Origin of the sequence: Agrobacterium sp. T29, assembly GCF_006970545.1 — a bacterium.
GTDB classification, from domain to species: Bacteria; Pseudomonadota; Alphaproteobacteria; order Rhizobiales; family Rhizobiaceae; genus Agrobacterium; species Agrobacterium leguminum.
The window spans coordinates 2,374,300-2,399,427 of sequence record NZ_CP040640.1; the positions used below are offsets into that span (position 1 = coordinate 2,374,300).

Below are 25,128 nucleotides of genomic sequence, written 5' to 3' on the forward strand. Positions count from 1 at the left end.
GCTATTCGGCATCCGCAGGTGTCGCGAGCGGCATGTAAAGCTCACCGCCTTCCTTGAAGCGTGCGGCCATCGCCTCCAGTCCCTCCTTCTGCGCCTCGGCGCGGATATCGTGGGAAATCCGCATCGAGCAGAATTTCGGCCCGCACATGGAGCAGAAATGCGCGACCTTGTGCGCTTCCTTCGGCAAGGTCTCGTCATGGAAGGAGCGCGCCGTATCCGGGTCCAGCGACAGGTTGAACTGATCCTCCCAACGGAACTCGAACCGCGCGCGCGACAGCGCATCGTCCCGCACCTGTGCCGCCGGATGACCCTTGGCGAGATCGGCAGCATGGGCAGCGATCTTGTAGGTGATGACGCCGACCTTCACGTCGTTGCGATCCGGCAGGCCGAGATGTTCCTTCGGCGTCACGTAGCAGAGCATCGCGGTGCCGAACCAGCCGATCATCGCCGCACCGATGCCGGAGGTGATATGGTCGTAACCCGGCGCAATATCGGTGGTCAGCGGTCCGAGCGTATAGAAAGGCGCCTCGCCGCAGGTCTTCAACTGCTTGTCCATATTCTCCTTGATCTTGTGCATCGGCACATGGCCGGGGCCTTCGATCATCACCTGGCAATCCTTCGCCCAGGCGATCTGCGTCAACTCGCCGAGCGTCTCCAGCTCCGCGAATTGTGCGGCGTCATTGGCGTCGGCAATCGAGCCGGGCCGCAAGCCATCGCCCAGCGAGAAGGAGACGTCATAAGCGCGGCAAATGTCGCAAATCTCGTCGAAATGCTCATAGAGGAAGCTTTCCCTGTGGTGATGCAGACACCACTTGGCCATGATCGACCCGCCGCGCGAGACGATGCCGGTGACGCGGTTGACGGTGAGCGGGATGTAATGCAGCCGCACGCCGGCATGGATGGTGAAATAATCCACACCCTGCTCCGCCTGTTCGATCAGCGTATCGCGGAACACTTCCCAGTTCAGGTCTTCGGCAATGCCGTTGACCTTCTCAAGCGCCTGATAAAGCGGCACCGTGCCGATCGGCACCGGCGAATTGCGGATGATCCATTCGCGGATATTGTGGATGTTGCGGCCGGTAGACAGGTCCATGACGGTATCCGCACCCCAGCGGATCGCCCAGACCATCTTCTCCACCTCTTCCGCCATGGAGGAGGTGACGGCGGAATTGCCGATATTGGCATTGATCTTGACGAGAAAATTGCGGCCGATGATCATCGGCTCAAGTTCCGAATGATTGATATTGGCAGGGATGATGGCGCGGCCGGCCGCCACTTCCTGACGCACGAATTCCGCCGTGACGTAGTCCGGGATATGCGCGCCGAAACTTTCGCCGTCACGCGCCAGCTTTTCCCTGGCCGCCTCGCGCCCGAGATTTTCACGGATGGCGATGAATTCCATTTCCGGTGTGATGATACCGGCCCGCGCATAGGCAAGCTGGGTCACGGCTTTACCGGCCGTGGCTCTGAGCGGCTGGTGGCGCACGGAAAATTCTGGCGTCAGGCGTTCGCCGGTGGCAAAGCCGTTATCCTCCGGCTTGACGTGCCGGCCGTCATAGGCCTCGACATCGCCGCGGGCCACGATCCAGTCACGACGCAGACGCGGCAGACCCTTTTCAATCAGAACGGTATGCGAAGGATCGGTATAGGGACCGGAGGAATCGTAAACCGTCACCGGCGGTTCGCCCGCCGTCGGATGAACGGCGATCTCGCGCATCGGGACGCGGATATGGGGATGTAAAATGCCGGCTTTGTGGATTTTGGTAGAGGCGGCATGCGGCCCGGTGGTGACGACAAGCGGGATATTCTTGGCAGCGATATTCATCTTGAGGCTCCAAAGTTTGACAGTGGAGACCCAGTTCGAGCCGGAATGATGGAAAATACCGAATTGCCGGAACGTGACGTCATACGCCCGCCCGACCTTCGGTCTTTGCACCGTCCCTACGCCAGTATGAACTGGATCAGGTTCAACGGGTCACTGCGCATGAAAGCAGAATCTCAGCCCCTTGACGGGACACCCCTGGTGAATGACCACAGCAAAAAACACCGACCGGCATTTGTCAAGGCCGACGATCCATGCTTGGCAAAGGTGCGGGAATGGCGCATGCTGCCGTTAGTTGTAATTAACCTAACGGTTTAGGCGAATATTATCGTTTGCAACGTAACGATAAGCACAAACCATCCTGATGTGAAATTCATGGGAGATACGTCGGAATGAACGCGACTATTCGTGAAATACTGGCCAAATTCGGCCAGCTTCCAACCCCTGTCGATACGATTGCAGATGAAGCCGATCTTTATGCGGCGGGCCTTTCTTCCTTTGCATCGGTGCAATTGATGCTAGGCATCGAAGAAGCATTCGATATCGAATTCCCCGACAATCTGCTGAACCGCAAGTCCTTTGCGAGCATCAGGGCCATTGAAGACACCGTTAAGCTCATTCTGGATGGTAAAGAGGCAGCCTGATGAACGTCACCGTAGCGCCGCAGGATGAAACGCTGTCCGCGCGCGCAGGCCGTGTCGCGGCAATTGCCGCCAAACACGCGGATGAGGTGGATGTCACCGGCCGCTTTCCGCAGGAAGCCGTTGATGCGCTTCGACAGGAACGCCTGCTCGGCATCCAGGTCCCCTCTTCGCTGGGCGGCGAAAGCGCTTCCTTACAGGAAATCGCCGATATCTGCGCCCGGCTCGGCCAGGCCTGTTCGGCAACCGCGATGATTTTCGCCATGCACCATATCAAGGCATCCAGCCTGGTGGAACACGGCGAGACGAGCGCATGGCATGCGGGCTTCATGAGCCGCATCGCTAGCGAACAGCTTCTGCTCGGCTCCGCCACCACCGAAGGCGGCATTGGCGGCAATCTGCGCAACTCCATCTGTGCAATCGAGGTCGAAGGCGATTTCTGCCGGCTGGAGAAGGACGCCACCGTCATTTCCTATGGCAGCAATGCCGATGCGATCCTCATCACCTCGCGCGCCCACAAGGATGCCGCGCCCGCCGATCAGGTGATGACGGTCTTTCTGAAAAACCAGTACACGCTCGAAAAGACCCATGTGTGGGATACGCTCGGCATGCGCGGCACCTGTTCGGACGGCTTCCTGTTTCGTGGCGAAGCGCCGGCGGCGCAGATATTCCCGAAACCCTTTGCGGAAATCGCCGCACAATCCATGCTTGCAAGCTCGCATCTCCTGTGGAGCGCCGTCTGGTACGGCATCGCCTCGGATGCCGTGCTGCGCGCCCAGTCTTTCGTCAGAGCCGCGGCGCGCAAATCGCCCGGCACCGCTCCTCCCGGCGCGATCCGCCTTGCCGAGGTTTCCACCAAGCTGCAGGTGGTGAAATCCAACATCATCGCCGGCATCAAGGCTTACGAGGACACCAAGAGCGACCCCGAAAAACTGATGTCCATGGCCTTTGCCGTCGCCATGAACAATGTGAAGATCTGCTCTTCGGAAACCATTCTCGAGATCATCGATCATGCCATGCTGGTCTGCGGCATCATGGGCTACAAGAACGGCACGCCCTACAGCCTCGGCCGGCACCTGCGCGACGCGCACTCCGCCCGTCTGATGATTTCCAACGACCGCATTCTCGGCAATTCCGCCAATCTCCTGCTGGTTCACAAGCAGGACACCAGCCTCTTGGGATAAGACCATGGACATGCAAACATCGTTTCTCGATCGACTGTTCGAAGAAGGCCTGCTGATTGAAACCGGTGTGGACGGTCTTTATGGCCGCAGCGGCCAGTTCGAGGATGTCATTGCCGCCTTCGAGCGGCTGATCGACCGCACGGGTGGCAGTGACGGCGCCGAAGCGATCCGCTTTCCGCCCGGCATCAACCGCGCCTATTTCGAAAAGAGCGGTTATATGAAGAGCTTCCCACAGCTCGCCGGCACGGTCCATTCCTTCTGCGGCTGTGAGCTCGACCATGTCAGCCTGCTGAAAACCATGGATGAGGGCGGCGACTGGACCAAAGACCAGAAAGCCACCGACATCGTGCTGACGCCTGCGGCCTGTTACCCGCTTTATCCGACGATCGCCAAGCGCGGCGCGCTACCTGCCGGCGGCGGTCTCTATGACATCCAGTCCTACTGCTTCCGCCATGAACCCTCCAAGGACCCGGCGCGCCAGCAGCTTTTCCGCATGCGCGAATATGTTTGCATGGGCACCGAGTCCGACGTCACCGAATTCCGCCAGACCTGGATGGATCGCGGCGTCGAGATGATGAAAGCGGTCGGGCTCGACGTCACCATCGATGTCGCCAACGATCCCTTCTTCGGCCGCGCCGGCAAGATGCTCGCCAACAACCAGCGCGACCAGAACCTGAAATTCGAGCTCTTGATCCCGGTCACATCCACAACCAGCCCGACGGCCTGCATGAGCTTCAACTACCATCAGGATGCCTTCGGCCAGAAATGGGGTCTCAACCTCGACAATGGCGATGTCGCCCATACCGCCTGCGTCGGTTTCGGCCTTGAGCGCATCGCGCTGGCGCTGTTTGCGCATCATGGTCTCGATGTGAAGAAATGGCCTGCGAAGGTCGTGGAAACGCTCTGGGGCTGATCATTCATGCGGCAGATTTTTCCCGGTCTCGATCCCAAAAACTATGTGCAGCATCCGCTCCATTCCTCCGAGAGAATGTGGCCGGAGACCAATTGCTACATCGATTTGTGGATCGAGGTGCTGGCCTCGAAAGGTCTGCCGCCGGAAGCCATGTTCGGCTTCACGCTCACGCAGGATTTCGAAGGCGACCAGTTCACCTTCTTCAAGGTGCCGCTGGAAGACCTCGAGGCGCTTTATGGCGTTCGCGCCACCGAACTTGCGATCTTCGACAGCGTGGAAAGCCACATCGAGGCGCAGCTGGAACGCGGCCGCATCTGCCTGATCGAGATGGACAGCTTCTATATGCCGGATACCCATGGGGTGGGCTACCGGAAGGAACATGGCAAGACCACCATCGCCATCAATCGGCTCGACCTCGCGAAGCGCGAACTCGACTATTTCCATAACGCCGGCTTCTTCCACCTTTCAGGCGAAGATTTTGACGGCCTTTTCCAGCATCATCTGGCCGAGACCGACCCGCCTTTCCTGCCCTATACCGAATTTGCGAAATTCGCGGATAGCAACCCCTCGCCCGCACATATTCGCAAGACGGCCGAACGGCTCCTGAAGTTTCATTTTTCCAGACGGCCCTCCGCCAACCCGGTCCGCGCTTTTGCCGGCGTTTTTCCGGCGCAGGTGGAAAAGGTCGCCGACCGACCCTTCGGCTTTTTCCACAAATATGCCTTCAACACGCTGCGCCAGCTCGGCGCCAATTTCGAACTGGCGGCAAGTCACTTCGAATGGCTGGACGCAGACGGTTTTTCTGAAGCAAGAGACCACGCGCTCAAGATTTCCGAGGTTGCCAAGACCGTGCAGTTCCAGCTCGCCCGCGCCGTCACCCGCCGCAAATTTGATGCACTGGCCACCGTGCTCGATCCGGCAGCGGATGCGTGGGATGGCATGATGGAAGCGCTTTCGACTAAACTCACTGATGCCAGCGAGGCCGCGTGAGGACTTATCTTCCCGGCGAAAGCGAGGAATTGCTGAGCGAAGGCTGGACGCTGACGCTGACGGCGGCCGATGCCTGCGAGACGCCGTCCGATATTCCCGCATCGCTCGAAAGCCTTCACGTCTCCGTTCCCGGCACCGTGGCGCAGGCTCTGGAAGCGGCTGGAAAATTCGACCGCCTTGCCCCGGCGCCTCTCAATGACAGGGATGCCTGGTATCGGCTGACGATGATTTCCGATACGCGCGAACGCGCCACCCTGCGCTTCGACGGTCTCTCCACCATTGGCGAAATCTTCTTCAACGGCGAGCTGATCGCCGCGAGCCAGAGCATGTTCGAAAGGCTGGAAGTGCCTGTTGAACTCACGGGCGCGGACGAGCTTTGCATATGCTTCCGGGCGCTTGCGCCGAGACTTGAAAAAACCGGTCCCCGCGCCCGCTGGCGGCCGCAGATGATGAATACGCAGGGGCTGCGGCTGATCCGCACCACCGCACTCGGTTACATGCCCGGCTGGTGCCCGGAAATCCACGCCGCCGGCCCATGGCGGCCCATCAGTCTGATCAGACAGGAAGCGGTGCTTTGCACGCTCCGATCTTCACTGGACGAGGCAGGAACGGGGACGCTCGCCATCTCGCTGGAAACCAAGCGGCCCATAAAATCGGCACGGCTTGGCTGCGCGGGTTATAGTGCCGATCTTTCCAGGGATGAGAACGGCAAGTTTTCCGGCGAGCTCCACATAGCCGATGTCGAAACATGGTGGCCGCACACCCATGGCAGGCCCACGCTGCACGACACGCTTTTGGAACTGGACGGCGAACAACATAGGCTGGGGCGTACCGGCTTCCGACGGGTCGAGATCGATCATGGCGAAGACGGTATTGGTTTCGGCCTCAAGGTGAACGGTCAGCCGATCTTCTGCCGCGGCGCGGTCTGGACGACGGCCGATATTGTGCGCCTGCCGGGAACAGGGGCGGACTACGAGCCATGGCTTAGAAAAGCCGCGGAGGCCGGCATGAACATGATCCGCATCGGCGGCACCATGGCTTATGAGACTCCGGAATTTTTCGCGCTTTGCGACGAACTCGGCATCATGGTCTGGCAGGACGCCATGCTCGCCAATTTCGATTACCCGGCCAAGGACGAGAGCCTGCGCCAGCATATCGTCACGGAAATCTCGCAGTTCCTCGAAGCCACCGCGCTTTCTCCGTCGCTCACCGTCTTCTGCGGCGGCAGTGAAATGTACCAGCAGGGCGCGATGCTCGGTCTGCCGGAACAGATATGGAAGGGAGCGCTCACCGAGGAGGTTCTGCCGGAACTCCTTGCCGAGAAACGGCCAGACGCAGCCTATGTCGCCAATTCCCCCTCCGGCGGTGCATTGCCCTTTTTTCCCAACGTCGGGGTCGGCCATTATTACGGCGTGGGCGCCTATTGCCGCCCGCTGGAAGATGCGCGCCGCGCCGATCTGCGCTTCGCCGCCGAATGCCTCGCCTTCGCCAATATTCCCGAACAGGAAACGCTGGACAGATATCTACCCGGCGTGGCCGTGCACGATCCGCGATGGAAGGCACGCGCACCGCGGGATCGCGGGGCATCCTGGGATTTCGAGGATGTTCGCGACCATTATCTGAAGCTGCTCTACGACGTCGAACCGGACCTGCTGCGGCGGGAAGACGGCGGCCTTTATCTCGACATGTCCCGGGCCGCCACGGCCGAGGTCATGGAGGCCACTTTCGCCGAATGGAGGCGCAGCGGCTCCTCCTGTCAGGGCGCTCTGGTCTGGACCCTGCAGGATCTCGTTCCCGGCGCCGGTTGGGGTATCATCGATGCCACTGGCCGGCCCAAATCCGTCTGGCATGCCCTGAAAAGGGCGTTCCGCCCCATTCAGGTTACTTTTTCCGATGAGGGCACGAACGGGCTGGATATACACCTCGTCAACGAGACCGGCGGCGGCCTCGAAGCCATGCTGGAACTGACCTGCCTGCGCGAGGGTGTGCAACCCGTCGTCCACGCCAAACGACCGTTCACGCTTTCGCCGCGACAGAGCCAGACCATTGCCGCAACAGATTTGTTCGGCGCCTTTTTCGATACGACCTATGCCTATCGTTTCGGCCCTCCATCCCATGATGTAACGGTCGCCCGGCTTCGCGACGTTGCAACAGGACACGTGATCGCCGACGCATTCCATTTCCCTCTCGGCCGGAAAAAGGCGCTGCACGCCGCAAACCTTCAGGCCACGATCGGTGAAACGAGCGGCAACTGGTCTCTTGAAATCGGCACGGACCGGCTGGCGCAGTCCGTCCATGTCGAGGTGCAGGGTTATCACGCCTCGGAAAACTGGTTCCATCTCGGCCCCGGCGAAACGAGAAAAATCAGCCTCCTGCCGGAGACCCCGGCGACCGAAGCCCCTCCTTCCGGAGAGGTCGTGTCACTGGGTTCCAGCCGGCGATTTTCCTTCTAGGACATGACGGCCAGGCATTTTTACCGCAAATGCTCGAGAGCCAGCCGCTTCACCGCGTCGATATAGATTTGTCTGGCTTCCGGCGTTGAAAGATTGTGATCGGCATCGGGAATAATGGTCAGCGACACGTTCTTATAGGCGGCCAGTCCTTTGCCATTGGCGTCGAAGTAATATTGGAAATGTTCCAGACCATCGTCGTTGTCGCTGTAGAGCAGATGAACGGCGGTATCATTCGCCTTCAATTTGTCGAACGCGCCATAGACGGCACGTCCTTCCTCGCTGCCCCTGCGGAAGAGCCTCGCCGTTTTTGTCGAAAGCCTCTTGATCGTCGCCTTGACGATGTTCAGCCCCGCACTTGCCACATCGACATCGCCGCTGATGAGACGCTTGAATGTCGCGCCCTGTCGAAAGCGCTGGCTGTATTCCCCGAAGGAACGCGGCCGTTTATGCAGGGCCTCATCCACCGAGCGGCCTTTACGCCAATGGAAGACGACCGGATTGACCGCGACCACGGCGCCGATCCGTTCATCAGCAATTGCGCCGTTGAAGGCGAGATAGGCGCCGCTGCACCGGCCCGCCGCAATGAAAGGTCCCTTGCCACGCTTGCCGAGAAAATCGAGTGCGGCAGCCACGTCGTCATTCTGCGCGGCATCGTAAAGAACCTGCTCGGGCACGTTTTTGACCGGAGGGCTGTCGGCAATATTGGCCGCATCGAAGCGAAGCGATGCCACCCCCTCGCGCGCCAATGTACGGGCCATCTGCACGGAAAGCCTGCCCCAGCCCGCATGCCGGTCATAGGCCGCGCCAAGCAGAAGAACCGAAGAAACCACCTCCCGGTCGTCCGGCCCGCAAAAAATACCGAAAAGCCGCCCGCCTTCTCCAAATTGCACCGGCTGCTCGAGAAAACCGCGCCCACGCTGCGGGGCATTGACTATGAAATCCTCCTGGGGGATCGCCGGACTCTCGGCATGGGTCTGGGAGAGAACCCAATCGACCAGCCGGTTGACTACATCGTCGGATATTTTCGAAAGCGTTGGGCTGGAGACGAGATCGTCGTAACCTGAAAACTCCGCCTCCTCCACCGCACCGCCGATCGCGATGAGATGCTTGGCGAAATCGGCATCGGTTACGCGGCCCGGCCGGGAGAGCGCCAGAATGGTGCGCGCCGGAGCAGCGGTCAGATTTGAAAGATTGGCCTTCCTGATCGCATCGGCAACACCGGCCGGCATGGCCATGCCGGCAATCGATCCCGCCTCCGTCATCCGTTGCGCGGGCCGAAGACCGAGGCCATCGTCGATCATGGAGGACCACATCGCCAACTCACGCAGATAGGCGCGGCCGGAAACGACAGGCGCCAGAAGCGCCATGGAACCCACTTCAGCCACATCGGCAAAAGCCTGTGCAGCAATCAGGCAACCGAGGCCCTGAGCGACAACGACCACTTCGGCGCAGCCGGAAAGACGCGTCAGACAGTTGAGCGCCGCGCGCGCGTCGGAAATCCAGTCCGCTGCACGGCCCGCATCGTCAGGGTCGAAGGCGTCACCCGCGCCCAGATAGTCGAAGCGCAGGCTGGCGACACCGCAAGCGGCCAGCCGCTCGGCCAGTACCCGTTGAAACTTGCGGCTGCACAGTTCCTCCATGCCCCATGGGCTGACGAAAAGAACGGCATGGCGCTGTCTGACGTCCTTGCGCGCCGGATGGAAAATCCCGGTGAGCCCATCAAAAGAGACCGGACGCGCAACCGCCCCATTCGGGGCAATGCCGGAAAGCGACAATGCATCAAGAGACGGATCGCTGCCTGTACGCTCTGAAATATCTATCGCCATCGACCTTGCCATCATTGCGCCAGTGTCTGGCTCAACCATTACGGGATCATTGTATCGAAGCGTCTTACCGCCTGATCTACAATAAAAACAACAACATTAGAGAAGTCTAAAAATATAGTCGCATTTATATCCATTGCCGCCCGCACGTTGCAAAAACGAACACCGGGATGGCGGGCAAGTCCCGGCGGGGCCGCTATTTTGCTCGAAACCGCTTGAATATACTGATAAATAGCGAGTCCCATACCTATTTGCAGGAGGAGGTTGCGCCACCCGGCCACCGGATCGTCTAGACACCGCGCAAACCAACACGCCGGGCCACGCCCGACAGGTCATAGAAGTTTTATATGGAACAAAGCCTTACGCGTTATATCTGGTCGCACACGAGGCGGCAGCAGCTTTTCATTCTGCTGATCGTGGCCCTGTCGATGATCCCCTATTTCCTCGCCTTCGATCTGCCCAAGCAGATCGTCAACGGCCCAATTCAGGGGGATGGTTTCGAAGGGGCGAATGCGACGCAGCTTTTCATGCATCTCACGGTCGATATTCCCTACTGGGGCACCGTGACATTATTCCCCGGGCTCGAGCTCAACCGCATGTCGATGCTGATGGCGCTCAGCCTGACGTTCCTTGCGCTTGTCATCATCAACGGGCTCTTCAAATATTACATCAATACCTATAAGGGCCGCCTTGGCGAGCGGCTTCTGCGGCGCATCCGCTTCGAGCTCATCGACAAGATCCTGCGGTTCCCGCCCTCCCATTTCAAGCGGGTCAAAGGTGCGGAAATCTCCAGCATGGTGAAGGACGAGGTGGAACCGCTCGGCGGCTTTACCGGCGACGCCTTCGTGCAGCCGGCCCTTCTCGGCGGCCAGGCGCTCTCCGCGCTCTTCTTCATTCTCGTTCAGAATTTCTGGCTGGGCCTGATCGCGGCTTTCATGGCCGCCATACAGGTGGGCATCATTCCCAAAATGCGCCGCCGCCTCATCGAGCTTGGCCGCCAGCGGCAGCTGAGCGCCCGCCAGCTTGCCGGACGAATCGGCGAAATGGTTGACGGTATCGGCACCATCCATGCCTATGACACGTCCAATTACGAGCGGGCGGATGCCTCGCACCGGCTCGGCGACATCTTCAAGATCCGCTACGATCTCTACCAGTGGAAGTTTCTGGTCAAGTTCATCAATAACTTCCTCGCACAGCTCACTCCCTTCTTCTTTTATGCGCTCGGCGGTTATCTCACACTGAAGGGCAGCCTCGATGTCGGGCAGCTGGTCGCCGTCATCAATGCCTATAAGGAACTGCCCGGACCGCTGAAGGAACTGATCGACTGGGATCAGGCGCGTCAGGACGTGCAGGTGAAATACGAGCAGGTCTTCGAGCAGTTCGATGCCCCGAACATGATCGACGAGAAGGTGCAGAAACTGTCTCCCGGCGCCGTCGCGGCGATCAGCGCCCCGATCGTCGTCGCCAATCTGACGCTGGAGGACGATAGCGGCAGCCGGCTTCTGGAACAGGCATCGCTAAAGGTCGAGCCGGGCGAGGTGGTCGCCATCGTCGGCGGCTCGGGCGCCGAGGCGCTGGCGGATGCAATCGGCCGCACGCTCTGGCCAACTTCGGGCAAGATCAGCATCAACGACGTCGACATATTGGAACTGCCGGAATCGCTGACCGGGCGGCGCATTTCCTATGTGTCCTCGGACAGCTATTTCTTCCACGCCAGCCTGAAGGACAACCTGCTTTACGGCCTCAAACACGCCCCGCTCGCGGACAGGAACTATGAGGGGGCAGCGCTGGAACATCGCAAGTGGGAAATCCGCGAAGCAAAGATGGCGGGCAATCCGCTGATCGATATCAACAGCGAATGGATTGACTACGCTTCGAGCCCGGCCGGCGACGGCAGGCCGGAAAATCTCATCCAGGCCATTCTGGCCGTCCTCGACAGCGTGGAACTGTCGCAGGATATTCTGGAGTTTGCGCTGCGATCCTCGATCGACCCTTTGACCGACCTGCATCTTGCCGCGCGCATCGTTGAGCTGCGGCATGTGCTGCGTGCGGAGCTCGAAAAGGAAAATTTGAGCGGCCTCATCGCACCCTTTGAACTGGAAAGCTATAACAGCGAGGCAACGGTCGGCGAAAACCTGCTGTTCGGCACCATGCGGGATTCTTCCCAGACGATCCGAACCGTCATCGAAAGCGACTATTTCCGCTCCCTGATGCGCGAAACCGGCCTCGTGAAAACCCTGTTCGAGATGGGTTACACGATTGCCGAAAACATCGTGGAAATCTTCGCCGACCTGCCGGGAGACCACCCCTTCTTCCAGCAGCTTACCTTCATGACGCCTGACGACATTCCGGTGTATCAGCAGATGCTACAACGCCTTCAGAGCCGGAGTTTCGACGAGGCCAATGAAAGCGAAAAGCGCGCAATGCTGCGGCTCAGCTTCTTCTACATCGAGCCTCGCCAGCGTTTCGGCCTGCTGTCGCCGGAAATCATGAACCGGATCGTCGAAGTCCGGCACATGTTCCATGAGAACCTGCCCGACAGCCTGAAAAACGTGATCGAAATCTACGATCCGACCAAATATATGAGCGCCACCAGCCTGCTGGACAATATCCTGTTCGGCAAGGTCAGCCATCGCTACACCGACGCCTCGCGACGCATCACCCGCATCGTCGCCGATGTCATGCGCAAGCAGGGTGTCTATGAGCGCGTGCTGGCGGTGGGCCTGGACTTCAACCTCGGCGCCGGCGGCAAGCGGCTTGGCCCGCTCCAGCGCCAGAAGCTCAATCTGGCACGGGCACTGATCCGCAAATCCGATTATTACGTCTTCAACCGCCCTCTTCCCGGCCTCGATCCCCGACAGCAGGAGGAAATTGTCGAGCGGGTCATCACACTCCTGAAACAGAACAACAATAACCCGTCGATCATATGGGTCCTGTCGAACGCGACGCTCTCCCGCATGTTCGAGCGGGTGATCGTTGTTCATCAGGGCCTGATCACCGCCGACGGAAGTTACGAGACTCTCGCCGAGGAAAACGGTACATTCAAGGACATGGTCGCAACATAAATCCAAGAAGGTGACCGAGGTGGAACAAGAACAGGGTAAGTCAATGCTGTTTAAAGACGAAATTCAGATGCTGAAAAGGGTGCCGTTTTTTTCGGAAATGGAACCGTCAAAGCTCAAACTACTGGCATTCGCATCCGACCGGGTGTCCTATCATGCTGGCGACGTGCTGTTTCATCAGGGAGATGTCGGCGATGCGGCCTATGTCGTCTTGACCGGAAAAGTCGATGTTCTGGTCGATTCCCCTTCGGGCACGCTGAAAGTGGCCGAAATGACCGGCAATGCCATTGTCGGCGAAATCGCAATCCTCTGCGATAGTGTCAGAACCGCGACCGTTCGCGCCTCCACCAATGTGGAAGCCCTGCGCATCGGCAAGGAACAGTTCTTCAAGCTCATGTCCGATTTCCCCGACATCACCATCAAGGTCATGCGCGTTCTGGCCGAACGCCTTACCCAGACGACGGCGGAACTGAGCAAAGCGCGGGCAGGCGCCCGGACATAAACGACAATTCCTTGCTACCTTGAATGGCGATATTGGAAAAATAAATGTCGTACTATTGCAATATAAATGAAATGCTGACTGAATAAGGGGTAAAGGCGTCCGCCAGAAACGAGCGGATATAAGAATCTATAGAGACAACGGGCTTCATGGGAGGAAAGCGTGCAAGATTCCGTTGTTATTGGGGTGTGTCATGGCGTTCGATTCCGACACAGCAAGTCGGGAAAGTAATAGAAATTTTCGGGTAAAGATCTGGGGTGCGCGGGGAACGCTTCCTGTTTCAGGTGAAAACTTCCGAAAATACGGCGGAAATACCATCTGCATCGAGGTAAGATGCGGCGATCACGTTCTTTTGTTCGATGCGGGTTCGGGCTTGCATCCCGCTGGCCTCGCCCTGCGGGCGGAAGGCATTACCGACGTCAACCTGTTCTTCTCGCATTGTCATTACGACCACATTGTCGGCTTCCCCTATTTCAAGCCCTTTTATAACAGCTCCAACGATGTCGCCATCTGGTCGGGACACCTCGCCGGCACCATGACCACCCGGGAAATGCTCAAGGACTTCATGAGCCCGCCCTGGTTCCCCGTGCCGCTGGAAATCTGCTGCGCAAAAATCGACACGCGGGACTTCATGCCGGGCGACGCGCTCGATGTGCATCCCGGCCTTTCGATCAGAACAGGAATGCTCAACCATCCCGGCAACGCCATCGGATATCGGCTGGACTGGGAAGGAAAGTCCCTCGCCATCATCACCGACACCGAACATGAGCCGGGCGATATGGACGAAACCGTGCTCGACCTGATCAGGGATGTCGACCTTTTCCTCTATGACGCCATGTTCACCGATGAGGAAATGAGCCTTTATCGCGGCTATGGCCATTCATCCTGGCAACAGGCGATCCGCCTCGCCAAACGCGCCGGCGCAAAAAATGTCGGCTTCATCCACCACGCCCCAAGCCGCAGCGACGAAGAACTGGACAATATCGAAAAACAGGCGAAAGCCCAGTTCAGCGGCGCCTTCGCGGCCATGGACGGCCAGATCATCGAGCTCTGACGCAATCTGGCTCCGGCGAAGTCGACCTGTCCGACCGCGTTTTCGAAACCCTGATTTCGACATCCCTTGCCATGCGGGCGTTCGAACACGCACAATTGACCGTTTCCGATCGATTGCTCCACGATATTGCCACGAGACGGCCTGCAATAAGGGTGCCACCGCATACTACATGATGATTCTGCGCTGAATGACCACATGATGGGATTTGCATGATCCGTTTCTTTTCGGAGACCAATTTGAGACGCGCCCGGATTTCATCCGGCCTCATCATATTTGCTTTCGTATTTTCTCATCTTTTCAATCACTCCCTCGCACTCATCTCCATCGATACCGCCGAACGGGCGCGAAAATGGTTCAGCCTGATCTGGCTCAACCCAGTCAGCAGCCTGCTTTTTTACGGTTCTGTTCTGGTGCATGTCTGTCTTGTTCTGCGCTCGCTTTATCTGCGCAGAACGCTGCGCATGCCGCTCCGCGAGGCGCTTCAGGTCATCTTCGGTCTGTCGATCCCGTTCCTGATCATCGGCCACGCCGTCAATATCCGCGTATCGCACATGCTTTATGGCATCGATGTCGGCTATTATTCCGTCATCCGCAGGCTGTGGATCAACAACCCGATACAGGGAGCCTGGCAAAGCCTCGCCTTGATCGTGATCTGGGTCCACGGATGCATTGGCCTCTATTTCTGGCTGCGTTACCGGGACTGGTATCCGCGGATAGCCGGGCTGTTCATGACGGTGGCCGTGATGCTGCCGCTCCTTGCGCTGCTGGGCTTCAGCGATGCCGGCCGCTGGCTGGCGGAAATCGATGAAAAATACGCGCTCCCACCCGGACTTGCCGACAATACGATTCAAAAGGACGAGCTGCCACTGCAGCGGGAAATGGAAACGCAGATCCGTTTCATCACCGGCACAGCGGAGACGTTGTTCGTCGGCGCGGTAATGCTGGTTTTCGCCATGCGTGGCGTACGCAGCTTTCGGCAACGATTGACGGCGATCGAAATCCGCTATGAACATGGCGCGCAGGCACATGTACCGGCCGGGCTCAGCATTCTGGAAGCCAGCCGCCTTGCGGGAATTCCGCATTACTCCGTCTGCGGCGGCAAGGGGCGCTGCTCAACCTGTCGGGTCAAGGTCCTGAACAGCAAAGGCCCGCTACCGCCACCGGGAGACATCGAGCAAACCACATTGCGGCGCATCCATGCCGATTCCGATGTTCGGCTCGGCTGCCAGCTACGCCCCACCAGCGATATTGATATCGCGCTTCTCGTTTCACCGCCCCAGCAAAGCGACCTGCCGGCCGATGCGCAACCGGCACGCCCCGGCCGGGAAGAAGAAATCGCCATCCTCTTTTGCGATCTGCGCAACTTCACCACGCTTTCCGAAGCGAAGCTGCCCTATGATGTCGTCTTCCTTCTGAACCGCTATTTCACCATCGTCGGCCAGGCCGTAGAGCAGGCGGGAGGCCATCTCGACAAATTCATCGGCGATGGCGCCATGGCGCTTTTCGGACTTGGCGAGGACGCGGAACACGCCTGCCGCAACGCCATGAAGGCGGCCGCGACCATATTGCGGGATATCGCAATCCTGAACGAGGGGCTGGAGAAACAATTCGCCGTCCGCCTGGAAGTCGTCGTCGGCATTCATTCCGGTCCGAGCATCGTCGGGGTCATGGGATATGGGGCGGCCAAAACCCTGACGGCAATCGGCGATACCGTCAACGTGGCAAGCAGGCTCGAATCCAAGGCCAAGGAATTCGGCGCAGCTATCGTTGTTTCTGAACCGGCCATCATTCAGGCGGGACAGGTGATTGCCGATCTCAGAAGCGAAGAAATCGCCATCCGTGGCCGCAACTCGCAAATGAAGGTCTTCCTGCTTTCGAAAGAAGAGAGCGAGCGCTATTTATGAGATAGCCCCGACACACCTGTGGGGCGCCCGATCTTAAATCTTGCGATAGAGAAAATAGCGGTCCGTCGGCACGCTTGCCGGCACCGGCAGCGGCTTCAACATGGGATGATCCAGAGGCAGACCGCTGACCGCGAGACCGCCTTTCGCCAGCATGCCCGCCGCAAGATCGGGCAACCATGTGAGGGTAACCGCATCCTTTTCCGGATAGCCCGTGCCGATATCGGCATGCACGAACGCCGCTTCCGTGCCGACGAAAGCCGGAGCGGTTTGCGATATTTCACCGATCACCAGATCTTCCTGTGCCGGAACGGAGGAGGCATGCGCACCCATGGCCCTGTCGAAAGCGATGATGCGGCGGTTGGGGAACAATTCCCGCAGGTGATTGAAGGTGCGCCCATTGCCAAGGCCGATTTCCATAAGCGCGCCTTCATCCGGCAGATCGAGATCGGCTGCGACATGGTTGAGGATATCGCGCTGCGCGGTCAGCCGGCGAATGAAACTATCGAGTCTGCTCATGTTATCAGGCCTTGATGATGTGTTTTGCGGCTATATCCCGACGCGCGAAAACATTGCGCGTGTCGATGATAAGCGGCGCCCATTCGCTTAGAGCGGCATAATCCACATTGTCATGATCGGTCGCAACGAGAACGGCGTCGAAAGCGCCGATCGCCTGCCTGTCCCACGGCACGGATTTCATGCCCATCAGGTGGCTATATTCCCGGGTTTTCGGGATTTCGGCTACGTGAGGATCGAAATAGGCCGCTTCGCCGCCACGCTCCTGAATAAGCTCGATGAGCTTCAGAGAGGGGCTTTCGCGAATATCCGGCACATTCTTTTTATAGGCGAGGCCGACGACCAGCACCTTCGAGCGGCTGAGCGCCTTGCCGGAATGAATATCGAGTGCCTCTGCGACCCGTCCGATGACGTGACGCGGCATGCCGGTATTGATCTCGCCGGCCAGTTCGATGAACCGCGTCGGCAATTCATATTCGCGCGATTTCCAGGTGAGGTAAAAAGGATCGATCGGTATACAATGGCCGCCAAGGCCCGGGCCGGGATAAAACGGCATGAAACCGAACGGCTTGGTCTTCGCCGCGTCGATCACTTCCCAGATGTCGATCCCCATCGCCTCGTAGACGACCTTGAGTTCGTTGACGAGCGCAATATTGACGGCACGGAAGACGTTTTCGGTGATTTTCACCGCCTCGGCGGTGGCATTTGTCGAGACGGGGACGATCTTTTTGACCACCGAACCGTAAAATGCCGCCATCAGCTTTCCGGCCGCCTCGCCATCGCCAGCGACAACCTTCGGAATGGTCGAGGTCTCGAAATCGCGATTGCCGGGATCTTCCCGTTCGGGTGAAAAGCCGATGAAGAAATCAACGCCGGAGACAAGCCCCGTGCTTTCCAGAATGGTCTTCACCACCCCGTCAGTCGTGCCGGGATAAGTGGTCGATTCCAGAACCACGAGCTGGCCCTTGCGCAGATATGCGGCAATATCGCGACAGGTCTTTTCGACATAGGAAAGGTCCGGCTCGCGATATTTCGTCAGGGGTGTCGGCACGCAGATGGCAATGACATCGCATTCGGCCAGCCTGGAGAAATCCGAGGTGGCGACAAAGCCGTCATCCTGCCTCACACTCGCCAGCACCTCGTCGGAAACGGCCTCGATATAGCTGCGCCCGGCCTCGATCGCGGTAATTTTACCGGGATCGATATCGAAACCGACAACCTTGAAACCGCCCCTGGCGATCGTCATGGCAAGCGGCAGACCGACATAGCCGAGGCCGATCACCCCCGCTTTGGCGCTTTTGTTTTCAATGCTGGAAAGCAGGTTCCGGGAAGTGTCTGGGGAAGTCAAAGCGTGTCACGCTCCGCGCATGTGCAAAAGATGCCTTTCAGTTGGGCAAGAATGACGGACCTGTCAAGGCTCGGCCCTTTCAAATTCCGGTTGACGCCCAAGCCACCGCCAACGCACAACCATCGCCATGAAGATCGCCTTTTATGCGCCGCTCAAATCTCCCAACCATCCCGTTCCCTCCGGCGACCGGCTGATGGCCCGTTTGCTAATGGCGGCGATCACGATGGGCGGTCACGATGTTTCCGTCGCTTCGGAACTGCGCAGCTTCCAGAAACAGCCGGATGATCCGGCAAGGGCCTTGCTCGCCGATGAGGCCGAGCGCGAAATCGAGATCGTCGCACGGCGCTGGCGACGGGAGGGCGTGCCGGATCTCTGGTTTTGTTACCACCCCTATTACAAGGCCCCGGACTTGCTCGGACCGGAACTGAGCAAACGTTTCGACATCCCCTATGTCAGCGCCGAAGCGTCCTATTCGCCGAAACGGAATGGGATGGGATGGCAGGCGGTTCAGGATGGGTTGCTGACCGCATTGAACGCCGCCGCCATCAATATCTGCTTCACCGCGCGGGATCGCGAAGGGCTTGTGCGGGCCTCGCCCACCCTTCGCTGGGCCATGCTGCCGCCTTTCATCGATGCCGAGGCCTTTCTCAAGAACACGCCCCAGCCGACACCCGCAAGGCTCATCACCGTCGCCATGATGCGGGCGGGTGACAAGCTCGACAGCTACCGCGCCCTTTCCGAAGCGCTCGCCCTGTTGCCGCAGGATCTCGACTGGACGCTGGATATCGTCGGCGACGGACCGGAACGCACGGCCGTAGAAGCCATGTTCACCACGTTTCCCAACCACCGTCTCGTCTGGCACGGGGAAAAAACCGCAGCCGAGATCGCAATGCTCCTTTCAAAAGCCTCTCTCTATGTCTGGCCGGGCCATGGCGAGGCCTATGGTCTTGCCTATCTTGAAGCGCAGGCTGCCGGCCTGCCCGTTGTGGCCGAGGAAGTGGCTGGCGTCCCCGAGGTGGTAAAATCCGGCGTCACAGGATTACTGACACCAGAAAATGATAGAGCCGCCTATGCCCACGCGATTAAAACCCTGCTCGGCGACGACAGACAGCGCGAAGAACTGGCACGGGCGGCCCGGCAATTCGTGAGGAACGAACGGTCTCTGGAAAATGCCGCAAAAGAACTGAACTATATCCTGCTGCAAGCAAAGGCGCGAACATCATGAGTCTGGAAAAACTCGTTGCGGCACTGGACGAATGCGGGCGGCGCGGCATATCCGCCGATCTCTGGCTCCGGGACGACGATGCGGTGGAGCCGACGCCCGCGCTCGACACGTTGCTCGATCTTTGCGGCGGCTTCTCCGCTCCGGTCACGCTCGCGGTCATCCCCGAGATGACGACCGATAAGCTCGCACGGCATTTGGATGTGTGGGACATTGCCCAGGTCGCCGTGCATGGCTGGTCCCATACGAATTATGCTGGCGAGAAGGAAAAGAAACAGGAACTCGGATCGCATCGCGATGCGGCCATCGTTCTCGATGAATTGCAATCCGGACTGGATAAACTCCACGACCTGCATGGCGGGCGTTTGGTGCCGATGCTCGTGCCGCCGTGGAACCGCATAGATGCCGGTATCGTGAAGGCACTGGCGGGCCTCGGATATCGCGCCCTATCCGTTTTCGGCCCGGAGAAAAGCACCCTGCCGCCCTGCCTGAACACCCATGTCGATGTGATCGACTGGCACGGCAGCCGCGGTGGCCGCGACGACGACGTGCTCTTTGCGGAGACCGCCGCCCGCATCCTGACGACCGCCGAAAACGGCGGCACGACCGGCATCCTCACCCACCATCTCATCCATGACGACAATGTCTGGCGCTTTCTGAGACGGCTTTTCGAGGTGACCGCCGAACATCCCGCCGCCCGCTGGCGTTCTTCGAAAGACCTCGTCGACGACATCTCACCATGATTTCCAGGCGATCAGCAACCCGCTCGCCTCAGTGGAAAGTTTCCGCCTGACCGCTTCCACCGTCTCAAAGGGCGCACGGTCGGGAAGGGACGCGGCAACGAACCCCGCCGGCGCGAGGCTGATGCTCCCCGCCCGGGCGATGATGGTGAAGATCAAGGGGCCGGTCGACCACCAGGCGGGTGCGCGCGGCATGTCTTCGATGATCCCGGGAAAGGCATTCAGCATCCTGCTGAAAACGGGATGTCCGGCAGGCGCGGCGATGAAGGAATTGGCAAGCAGCATGCTGCCCTGCCCCGTGTCCCGCGGCGTTTTTTCGTCAAACACCGTCAGCCCCGCCAGAGGCAGGAATGTATCGAAACTCACATCGTCCCGCGCCGGATACCAGTCGCAATCGAGATAGATGCCGCCAAACCGCTCCAGCAGCATATAACGGGCCACATCCACTGCGCCCGGATAATCGCCCTTGTCCAGCATTGTTTTGAAGACGCCATTCGAAAACACGCCTTCCCGCTCAAGATCGGCCTCCCGCCAGAGCCGATAGTCGTAACCATGGTTCGAGGCGTGGGCGGCCCATGCCTCAACCGATACCGGCGGGGCTTTTTCCCCGATCCATATCTGGTGGATGAGCCTTGGCACATCTTCACGGCTTTTGACGCTGATCGTGCGACGTTCTTCCGTGGAAAACCGCGCATATTTCTCCAGCACCTGCGGGGGTGGAACAAGCGTATATTGATAACCGATCTTGGCAACCATATCGCCCTCGGCCTTGGCGAGACGCAGCCGTGCCGCATGCAGTCGGCGCGGCAGGCCGAGCACTGTTTGCTCACCCATCAGGTGGCCGTCCTTTGCTGCAACCAGCGATAAGAGAAGCGCATTGGCTTCCGCATACTGACCGCCATTTTGCAACTGCCGGGCCTTATCCAGCTGGGCATCGTAATATTTCTTGTCGGACATGGATCCTCATCCAGAAACGCTCGTTAACATATCGCCAAACAAAAGGCGTCAGGCAAGCCGTCGTGTTTCGGAAGCCGGCTTTGAATTCGCTAAACAATTCGATGTTTCAGAGGCATAGACAGACAACAAACCCTGCGATAACGTGGATTTAAGCCCTCCTGAGCAAATTGTCACAAGGCAACGATAAAGAGACGGCAAGGAACCCTTTGGCATGAGCGCAGGCGCAGATTTGCTCCGTATTGAAAATCTGCGGGTCTCGTTTTCTCTCATGGGCGGCACCATCGATGCCGTCAGGGGCGCGAGCCTTCGCATTCTTCCGGGAAAAGTCACGGCTCTCGTCGGCGAGTCCGGCTCCGGAAAATCCGTCATCGGCCAGACCATCATGGGCATCCATCCCAAGACGGCGCGTGTGAATGGCCGCGTGCTGTTCACCGATCCGGAAAATGCCGCAGCCGGCCCTGTCGATCTGCTGCAATTGCCGAAGGACGGCCGGGAAATCCGTTCAATACGCGGAAATCGCATCGGCCTGATCTTTCAGGAGCCGATGACGTCTTTCTCGCCGCTGCACACCATCGGCAACCAGATCGACGAGGCGCTCAGGATTCACAGCATCCTGTCACCGGCGGAACGCGCGGAAAAAATGCATGAAACACTCGACCTCGTGGGGTTTTCCAAACCCAAGAAGGTCGTGAACATGTATCCCTTCGAGCTGTCGGGCGGCATGCGCCAGCGCGCCATGATCGCCATGGCGCTGATCTGTCGTCCCGCACTTCTGATCGCCGACGAGCCGACGACGGCGCTGGATGTGACCATACAGGCGCAAATCCTCAAGCTACTGCGCGATCTGCAGAGCCGCCTGAACATGAGCATGCTGCTCATCACCCACGATCTCGGCGTGGTGGCCAATATCGCCGACGAGGTCGCGGTGATCTATCAGGGCGAGATCATGGAGGCCGGTACGGTCGACGACATTTTCAAGTCGCCGAGCCACCCCTATCTTAAGGGCCTGATGGCCGCCGTGCCGCATTTCGATATGAAGCCCGGCGAAAGACTGAAGGCGCTTCGCGAAATCAACATTGACCACGAAAGCCTCGTCGGCAAAAAAAACGCCGCGGTGAACAAGACCCCCGGCCCGCTTCTGACCGTGGACAATATCAGCAAGACCTTCACGACCCGGAAGTCCAGCTGGTTCCGCAAAGGCGACGCCAACGCCACCAAGGCGGTCAACAGCGTCAGTTTTGAAATTCGCCGCGGAGAATGCCTCGGGCTGGTGGGTGAAAGCGGCAGCGGCAAAACCACCGTCAGCAAAATCCTCATGCGCGCCGTTCGCCCGGATGAAGGCTCGGTGACCTTTCACCGGCCTGAGGGCGACATCGACGTCCTCAATGCCAGGGATGGAGACCTGAAAGAGCTGCGGTCGAAGATACAGATGGTCTTCCAGGACCCGATATCGTCGCTGTCTCCACGCATGACCGTGGGCAATATCCTGAGCGAGCCGCTGGAAATCCACGGACGGGGCGATGCGAAATACCGCGCGGAGAAAGTGCGCAATCTCGTCAGGGCCATTGGGCTCGGAGAAAGCGCGCTCAACCGTTACCCGCACAGTTTCTCGGGCGGACAGAGGCAGCGTATCGGCATCGCCAGGGCATTGGCGCTCGGTCCCGAACTTCTCATCTGCGACGAACCCGTTTCCGCCCTCGATGTCTCCGTGCAGGCGCAAATCCTCAATCTGCTGAAGGATTTGCAGCAGGATCTCGGGCTGACCTATCTCTTCATTTCGCATAATCTGGCGGTGGTGGACTATATGGCCGACCGCGTGGCGGTGATGTGCGAAGGCCGCATAGTGGAGCTGGCGCCGCGCGAAATCCTGATGCGCTCTCCGGTCCATCCCTATACGAAATCCCTGCTGGCGGCCGTGCCTTTCCCCGATCTCGACCGTCCGCTCGATTTCCGCACCATCGGCAAGATCAGCGCGACGGGCAAATTCGACTGGGGCAAACAGTTTCGCGACGAGGGTGATGGCGACATGATTTCCGCCGATCTCGGCGAAGGCCATTTCGTGCTTGCAAACGGCAATGCCGATATCCGGGAGCTTCGCCCTTGATCACGCGTCGCACCACTCTTGCCCTCTTGGCCTCCGTCTTCCTGCCGGCCTATGCGCGGGCCGGCTATACCGACCCCGCTTATTTCAAGGAAAAACGGGAAAAGGGCGAATTGCCCGACGTGGCCGAACGCCTGCCGAAAAACCCGCGCGTCATCGACATGAAAGCGCTTGGCCGCGAGCCGGGAAAACATGGCGGCTCGGTGCGTATGCTCATTGGCGGCCAGCGCGACATTCGCCTGATGCCGATCAGCAGCTATGCCCGCCTTGTCGGTTATGACGAAAAGTTCGAGCTTCATCCGGATATTCTCGAAAGCTACGACGTTCAGGAAGAACGCATCTTCACCTTCAAGCTGCGCGAAGGCCACAAATGGTCCGACGGCAGCGACTTCACCTCCGAGGATTTCCGTTATTTCTGGGAGGACGTTGCCCTCAACAGGGAAATCCACAAGGGCGGCCCGCCGATCGAACTTCTGGTCAACAGCAAGCCGCCGCTTATCGAAGTCATCGACCGGCTGACGGTGCGCTACACCTGGGACGGTCCGAACCCGGATTTTCTGGCGAAGCTCGCAGCGGCCTCACCGGCCCGGCTGTTCCTGCCCGCCGCCTATATGAAACAGTTCCACGTCAAATATCAGACGGCGGAAAAGCTCGCCAAGCTGATCAAGAAAAACAAGACGGATGACTGGAGCGGGCTGCATATCAAGATGTCGCGGCAGGTGCGGCCCGAAAATCCCGATCTGCCGACGCTGGATGCCTGGCGCAACACCACCGCGCCGCCGGCCGAACAATTCGTCTTCGAGCGTAACCCCTATTATCACCGGGTCGACGAAAACGGCCTGCAACTGCCCTATCTCGATCGTTTCCTGCTCAACGTCACTTCGTCCGACATCATCTCGGCCAAGACGGCGTCCGGCGACAGCGATCTGCAATATTTCGGCCTCGATTTCGCCGATTACACCTTTCTGAAGGATGCCGAAAAGCGCTTTCCCCTGAAGGTGAACCTCTACAAGCGCTCTCAGGGCTCGCGCATCGCACTGCTGCCCAATCTGAATTGTGCCGACCCGATCTGGCGCAGCGCTTTTCAGGATGTGCGCGTGCGTCGGGCGCTGTCACTCGCGATAAACCGGCACGAAATCAACATGGTCTGCTTTTACGGGCTGGCAAAGGAAAGTGCCGATACCGTTCTGCCGGAAAGCCCGCTTTACCGGCAGGAATTTGCGGACGCCTGGAGCGCTTTCGACCGGGCGGCGGCCAACAGGCTGCTTGACGAAGCCGGTCTCGACAAGCGCGACAATGCCGGCCTTCGGCTCCTGCCGGATGGCCGCCCGGCCTATATCATCGTCGAAACGACAGGCGAAAGCACGCTCGAAACCGACGTGATGGAGCTGGTGACGGATCACTGGCGACATATCGGCATTGCCGTTTCCGTCCGCCCCACCCAGCGCGATGTCTTCCGCAAGCGCGCCATGGGCGGCGAGGTGCTGATGTCGGTATGGATGGGCATGGATAACGGTGTGCCGACGCCGGACATGCTGCCTTCCGGCCTCGCGCCCACCGGCGATGACCAACTGCAATGGCCGGTCTGGGGCGTGCACTATCTTTCGGGCGGCCGCGAGGGCAAGGAGCCCGATCTGCCGGAGGCGGCGCATCTGCTCGATCTCCTGAAAAAATGGCGCAGAAGCGTCACCGAACAGGAGCGCGAAGCCATCTGGCTGGAAATGCTGGGCATCTATACCCAGCAGGTGTTTTCCATCGGCATCGTCAACGGCGCGCTGCAACCCGTCGTCCATGTCAAACGCATGCGAAACGTGCCGGACAAGGCGCTTTTCGGTTACGAGCCCACATCCTATCTCGGCGTCTATATGCCGGATAGCTTCTGGTATGACGGAGACGCCTGAT

The 25,128-nt window shown here is 59.1% G+C and carries 19 protein-coding genes and 1 riboswitch; of the genes, 13 read left to right on the forward strand and 6 right to left on the reverse strand.

All coding sequences use genetic code 11. The features are described from left to right. Position 1: 1 nt before the first annotated feature. A complete protein-coding gene (thiC, locus tag FGF54_RS12020; protein ID WP_142779786.1) occupies positions 2-1,825 on the reverse strand; it encodes a phosphomethylpyrimidine synthase ThiC in 1,824 nt (607 codons plus the stop codon). Between the two features lie 95 nt (positions 1,826-1,920). After that, a riboswitch (TPP riboswitch) is annotated at positions 1,921-2,032 on the reverse strand. 182 nt (positions 2,033-2,214) lie between these two features. On the opposite strand from thiC, the gene FGF54_RS12025 reads away from it, so the two are divergent. From FGF54_RS12025 to FGF54_RS12045, 5 genes are read left to right on the forward strand one after another with little or no spacing between them, the layout of a single operon-like run. Beyond that, the gene (locus FGF54_RS12025; RefSeq protein ID WP_003521307.1) at positions 2,215-2,466 is read left to right on the forward strand and encodes an acyl carrier protein; all 252 of its coding nucleotides are present in this window, start codon (positions 2,215-2,217) and stop codon (positions 2,464-2,466) included. Next, a complete protein-coding gene (locus tag FGF54_RS12030) occupies positions 2,466-3,647 on the forward strand; it encodes an acyl-CoA dehydrogenase family protein (protein WP_059759982.1) in 1,182 nt (393 codons plus the stop codon). The genes FGF54_RS12025 and FGF54_RS12030 overlap by 1 nt, the downstream gene beginning before the upstream one ends. Positions 3,648-3,651: 4 nt before the next feature. Further along, complete coding sequence (locus FGF54_RS12035) at positions 3,652-4,560, forward strand: amino acid--[acyl-carrier-protein] ligase (RefSeq protein ID WP_142779787.1); 909 nt, start codon at positions 3,652-3,654, stop codon at positions 4,558-4,560. Positions 4,561-4,566: 6 nt separating this feature from the next. Continuing rightward, the gene (locus tag FGF54_RS12040) at positions 4,567-5,550 is read left to right on the forward strand and encodes a DUF1839 family protein (RefSeq protein WP_142779788.1); all 984 of its coding nucleotides are present in this window, start codon (positions 4,567-4,569) and stop codon (positions 5,548-5,550) included. Then, a complete protein-coding gene (locus FGF54_RS12045; protein ID WP_142779789.1) occupies positions 5,547-8,003 on the forward strand; it encodes a glycoside hydrolase family 2 protein in 2,457 nt (818 codons plus the stop codon). The genes FGF54_RS12040 and FGF54_RS12045 overlap by 4 nt, the downstream gene beginning before the upstream one ends. Before the next feature lie 20 nt (positions 8,004-8,023). On the opposite strand, the gene FGF54_RS12050 is transcribed toward FGF54_RS12045, so the two are convergent. Both FGF54_RS12050 and FGF54_RS12055 read right to left on the reverse strand, forming a co-directional pair. Next, positions 8,024-9,829 carry a serine aminopeptidase domain-containing protein gene (locus FGF54_RS12050; protein WP_210247416.1) on the reverse strand — a complete coding sequence of 602 codons (1,806 nt, stop codon included), beginning with the start codon at positions 9,827-9,829 and terminating at the stop codon, positions 8,024-8,026. Positions 9,830-9,867: 38 nt separating this feature from the next. After that, on the reverse strand, positions 9,868-10,071 hold the full coding sequence (locus FGF54_RS12055; protein WP_080853059.1) for a hypothetical protein: 204 nt from the start codon (positions 10,069-10,071) through the stop codon (positions 9,868-9,870). Between the two features lie 102 nt (positions 10,072-10,173). Between FGF54_RS12055 and FGF54_RS12060 the strand changes: the two genes are divergently transcribed. The 4 genes from FGF54_RS12060 to FGF54_RS12075 all read left to right on the forward strand — a co-directional run bounded on the left by FGF54_RS12060 (position 10,174) and on the right by FGF54_RS12075 (position 16,345). Then, on the forward strand, positions 10,174-12,891 hold the full coding sequence (locus FGF54_RS12060) for an ABC transporter ATP-binding protein (protein WP_142779791.1): 2,718 nt from the start codon (positions 10,174-10,176) through the stop codon (positions 12,889-12,891). Between the two features lie 43 nt (positions 12,892-12,934). Next, a complete protein-coding gene (locus FGF54_RS12065) occupies positions 12,935-13,390 on the forward strand; it encodes a cyclic nucleotide-binding domain-containing protein (RefSeq protein ID WP_003521299.1) in 456 nt (151 codons plus the stop codon). 349 nt (positions 13,391-13,739) lie between these two features. Further along, a complete protein-coding gene (locus FGF54_RS12070; RefSeq protein WP_035264442.1) occupies positions 13,740-14,441 on the forward strand; it encodes an MBL fold metallo-hydrolase in 702 nt (233 codons plus the stop codon). A 209-nt stretch (positions 14,442-14,650) separates the two neighbouring features. Beyond that, positions 14,651-16,345 (forward strand): adenylate/guanylate cyclase domain-containing protein, encoded by a 1,695-nt coding sequence (locus FGF54_RS12075; RefSeq protein WP_142779792.1) that lies wholly within the window; start codon positions 14,651-14,653, stop codon positions 16,343-16,345. A 33-nt stretch (positions 16,346-16,378) separates the two neighbouring features. On the opposite strand, the gene FGF54_RS12080 is transcribed toward FGF54_RS12075, so the two are convergent. Together FGF54_RS12080 and FGF54_RS12085 are read right to left on the reverse strand one after the other, a co-directional pair. Then, complete coding sequence (locus FGF54_RS12080; protein WP_078052412.1) at positions 16,379-16,861, reverse strand: class I SAM-dependent methyltransferase; 483 nt, start codon at positions 16,859-16,861, stop codon at positions 16,379-16,381. 4 nt (positions 16,862-16,865) lie between these two features. Further along, the gene (locus FGF54_RS12085; RefSeq protein ID WP_168208077.1) at positions 16,866-18,206 is read right to left on the reverse strand and encodes a nucleotide sugar dehydrogenase; all 1,341 of its coding nucleotides are present in this window, start codon (positions 18,204-18,206) and stop codon (positions 16,866-16,868) included. Between the two features lie 127 nt (positions 18,207-18,333). Here FGF54_RS12085 and FGF54_RS12090 point away from each other — a divergent pair, with 127 nt between their 5' ends. Further along, the gene (locus FGF54_RS12090; RefSeq protein ID WP_142779793.1) at positions 18,334-19,431 is read left to right on the forward strand and encodes a glycosyltransferase family 4 protein; all 1,098 of its coding nucleotides are present in this window, start codon (positions 18,334-18,336) and stop codon (positions 19,429-19,431) included. After that, positions 19,428-20,171: a polysaccharide deacetylase family protein gene (locus FGF54_RS12095; RefSeq protein ID WP_142779794.1), complete on the forward strand. Its 744-nt coding sequence runs from the start codon at positions 19,428-19,430 to the stop codon at positions 20,169-20,171. The genes FGF54_RS12090 and FGF54_RS12095 overlap by 4 nt, the downstream gene beginning before the upstream one ends. Here FGF54_RS12095 and FGF54_RS12100 read toward each other — a convergent pair. Continuing rightward, positions 20,163-21,125 carry a glycosyltransferase family 32 protein gene (locus tag FGF54_RS12100; protein ID WP_168208078.1) on the reverse strand — a complete coding sequence of 321 codons (963 nt, stop codon included), beginning with the start codon at positions 21,123-21,125 and terminating at the stop codon, positions 20,163-20,165. The genes FGF54_RS12095 and FGF54_RS12100 overlap by 9 nt on opposite strands. 211 nt (positions 21,126-21,336) lie before the next feature. Here FGF54_RS12100 and FGF54_RS12105 point away from each other — a divergent pair, with 211 nt between their 5' ends. Continuing rightward, entirely contained in the window at positions 21,337-23,229 is a 1,893-nt protein-coding gene (locus FGF54_RS12105) for an ABC transporter ATP-binding protein (RefSeq protein WP_078052409.1), read from the forward strand. After that, a complete protein-coding gene (locus tag FGF54_RS12110; RefSeq protein WP_142779795.1) occupies positions 23,226-25,127 on the forward strand; it encodes an ABC transporter substrate-binding protein in 1,902 nt (633 codons plus the stop codon). The genes FGF54_RS12105 and FGF54_RS12110 overlap by 4 nt, the downstream gene beginning before the upstream one ends. The last annotated feature ends 1 nt before the right edge of the window (position 25,128 follow it).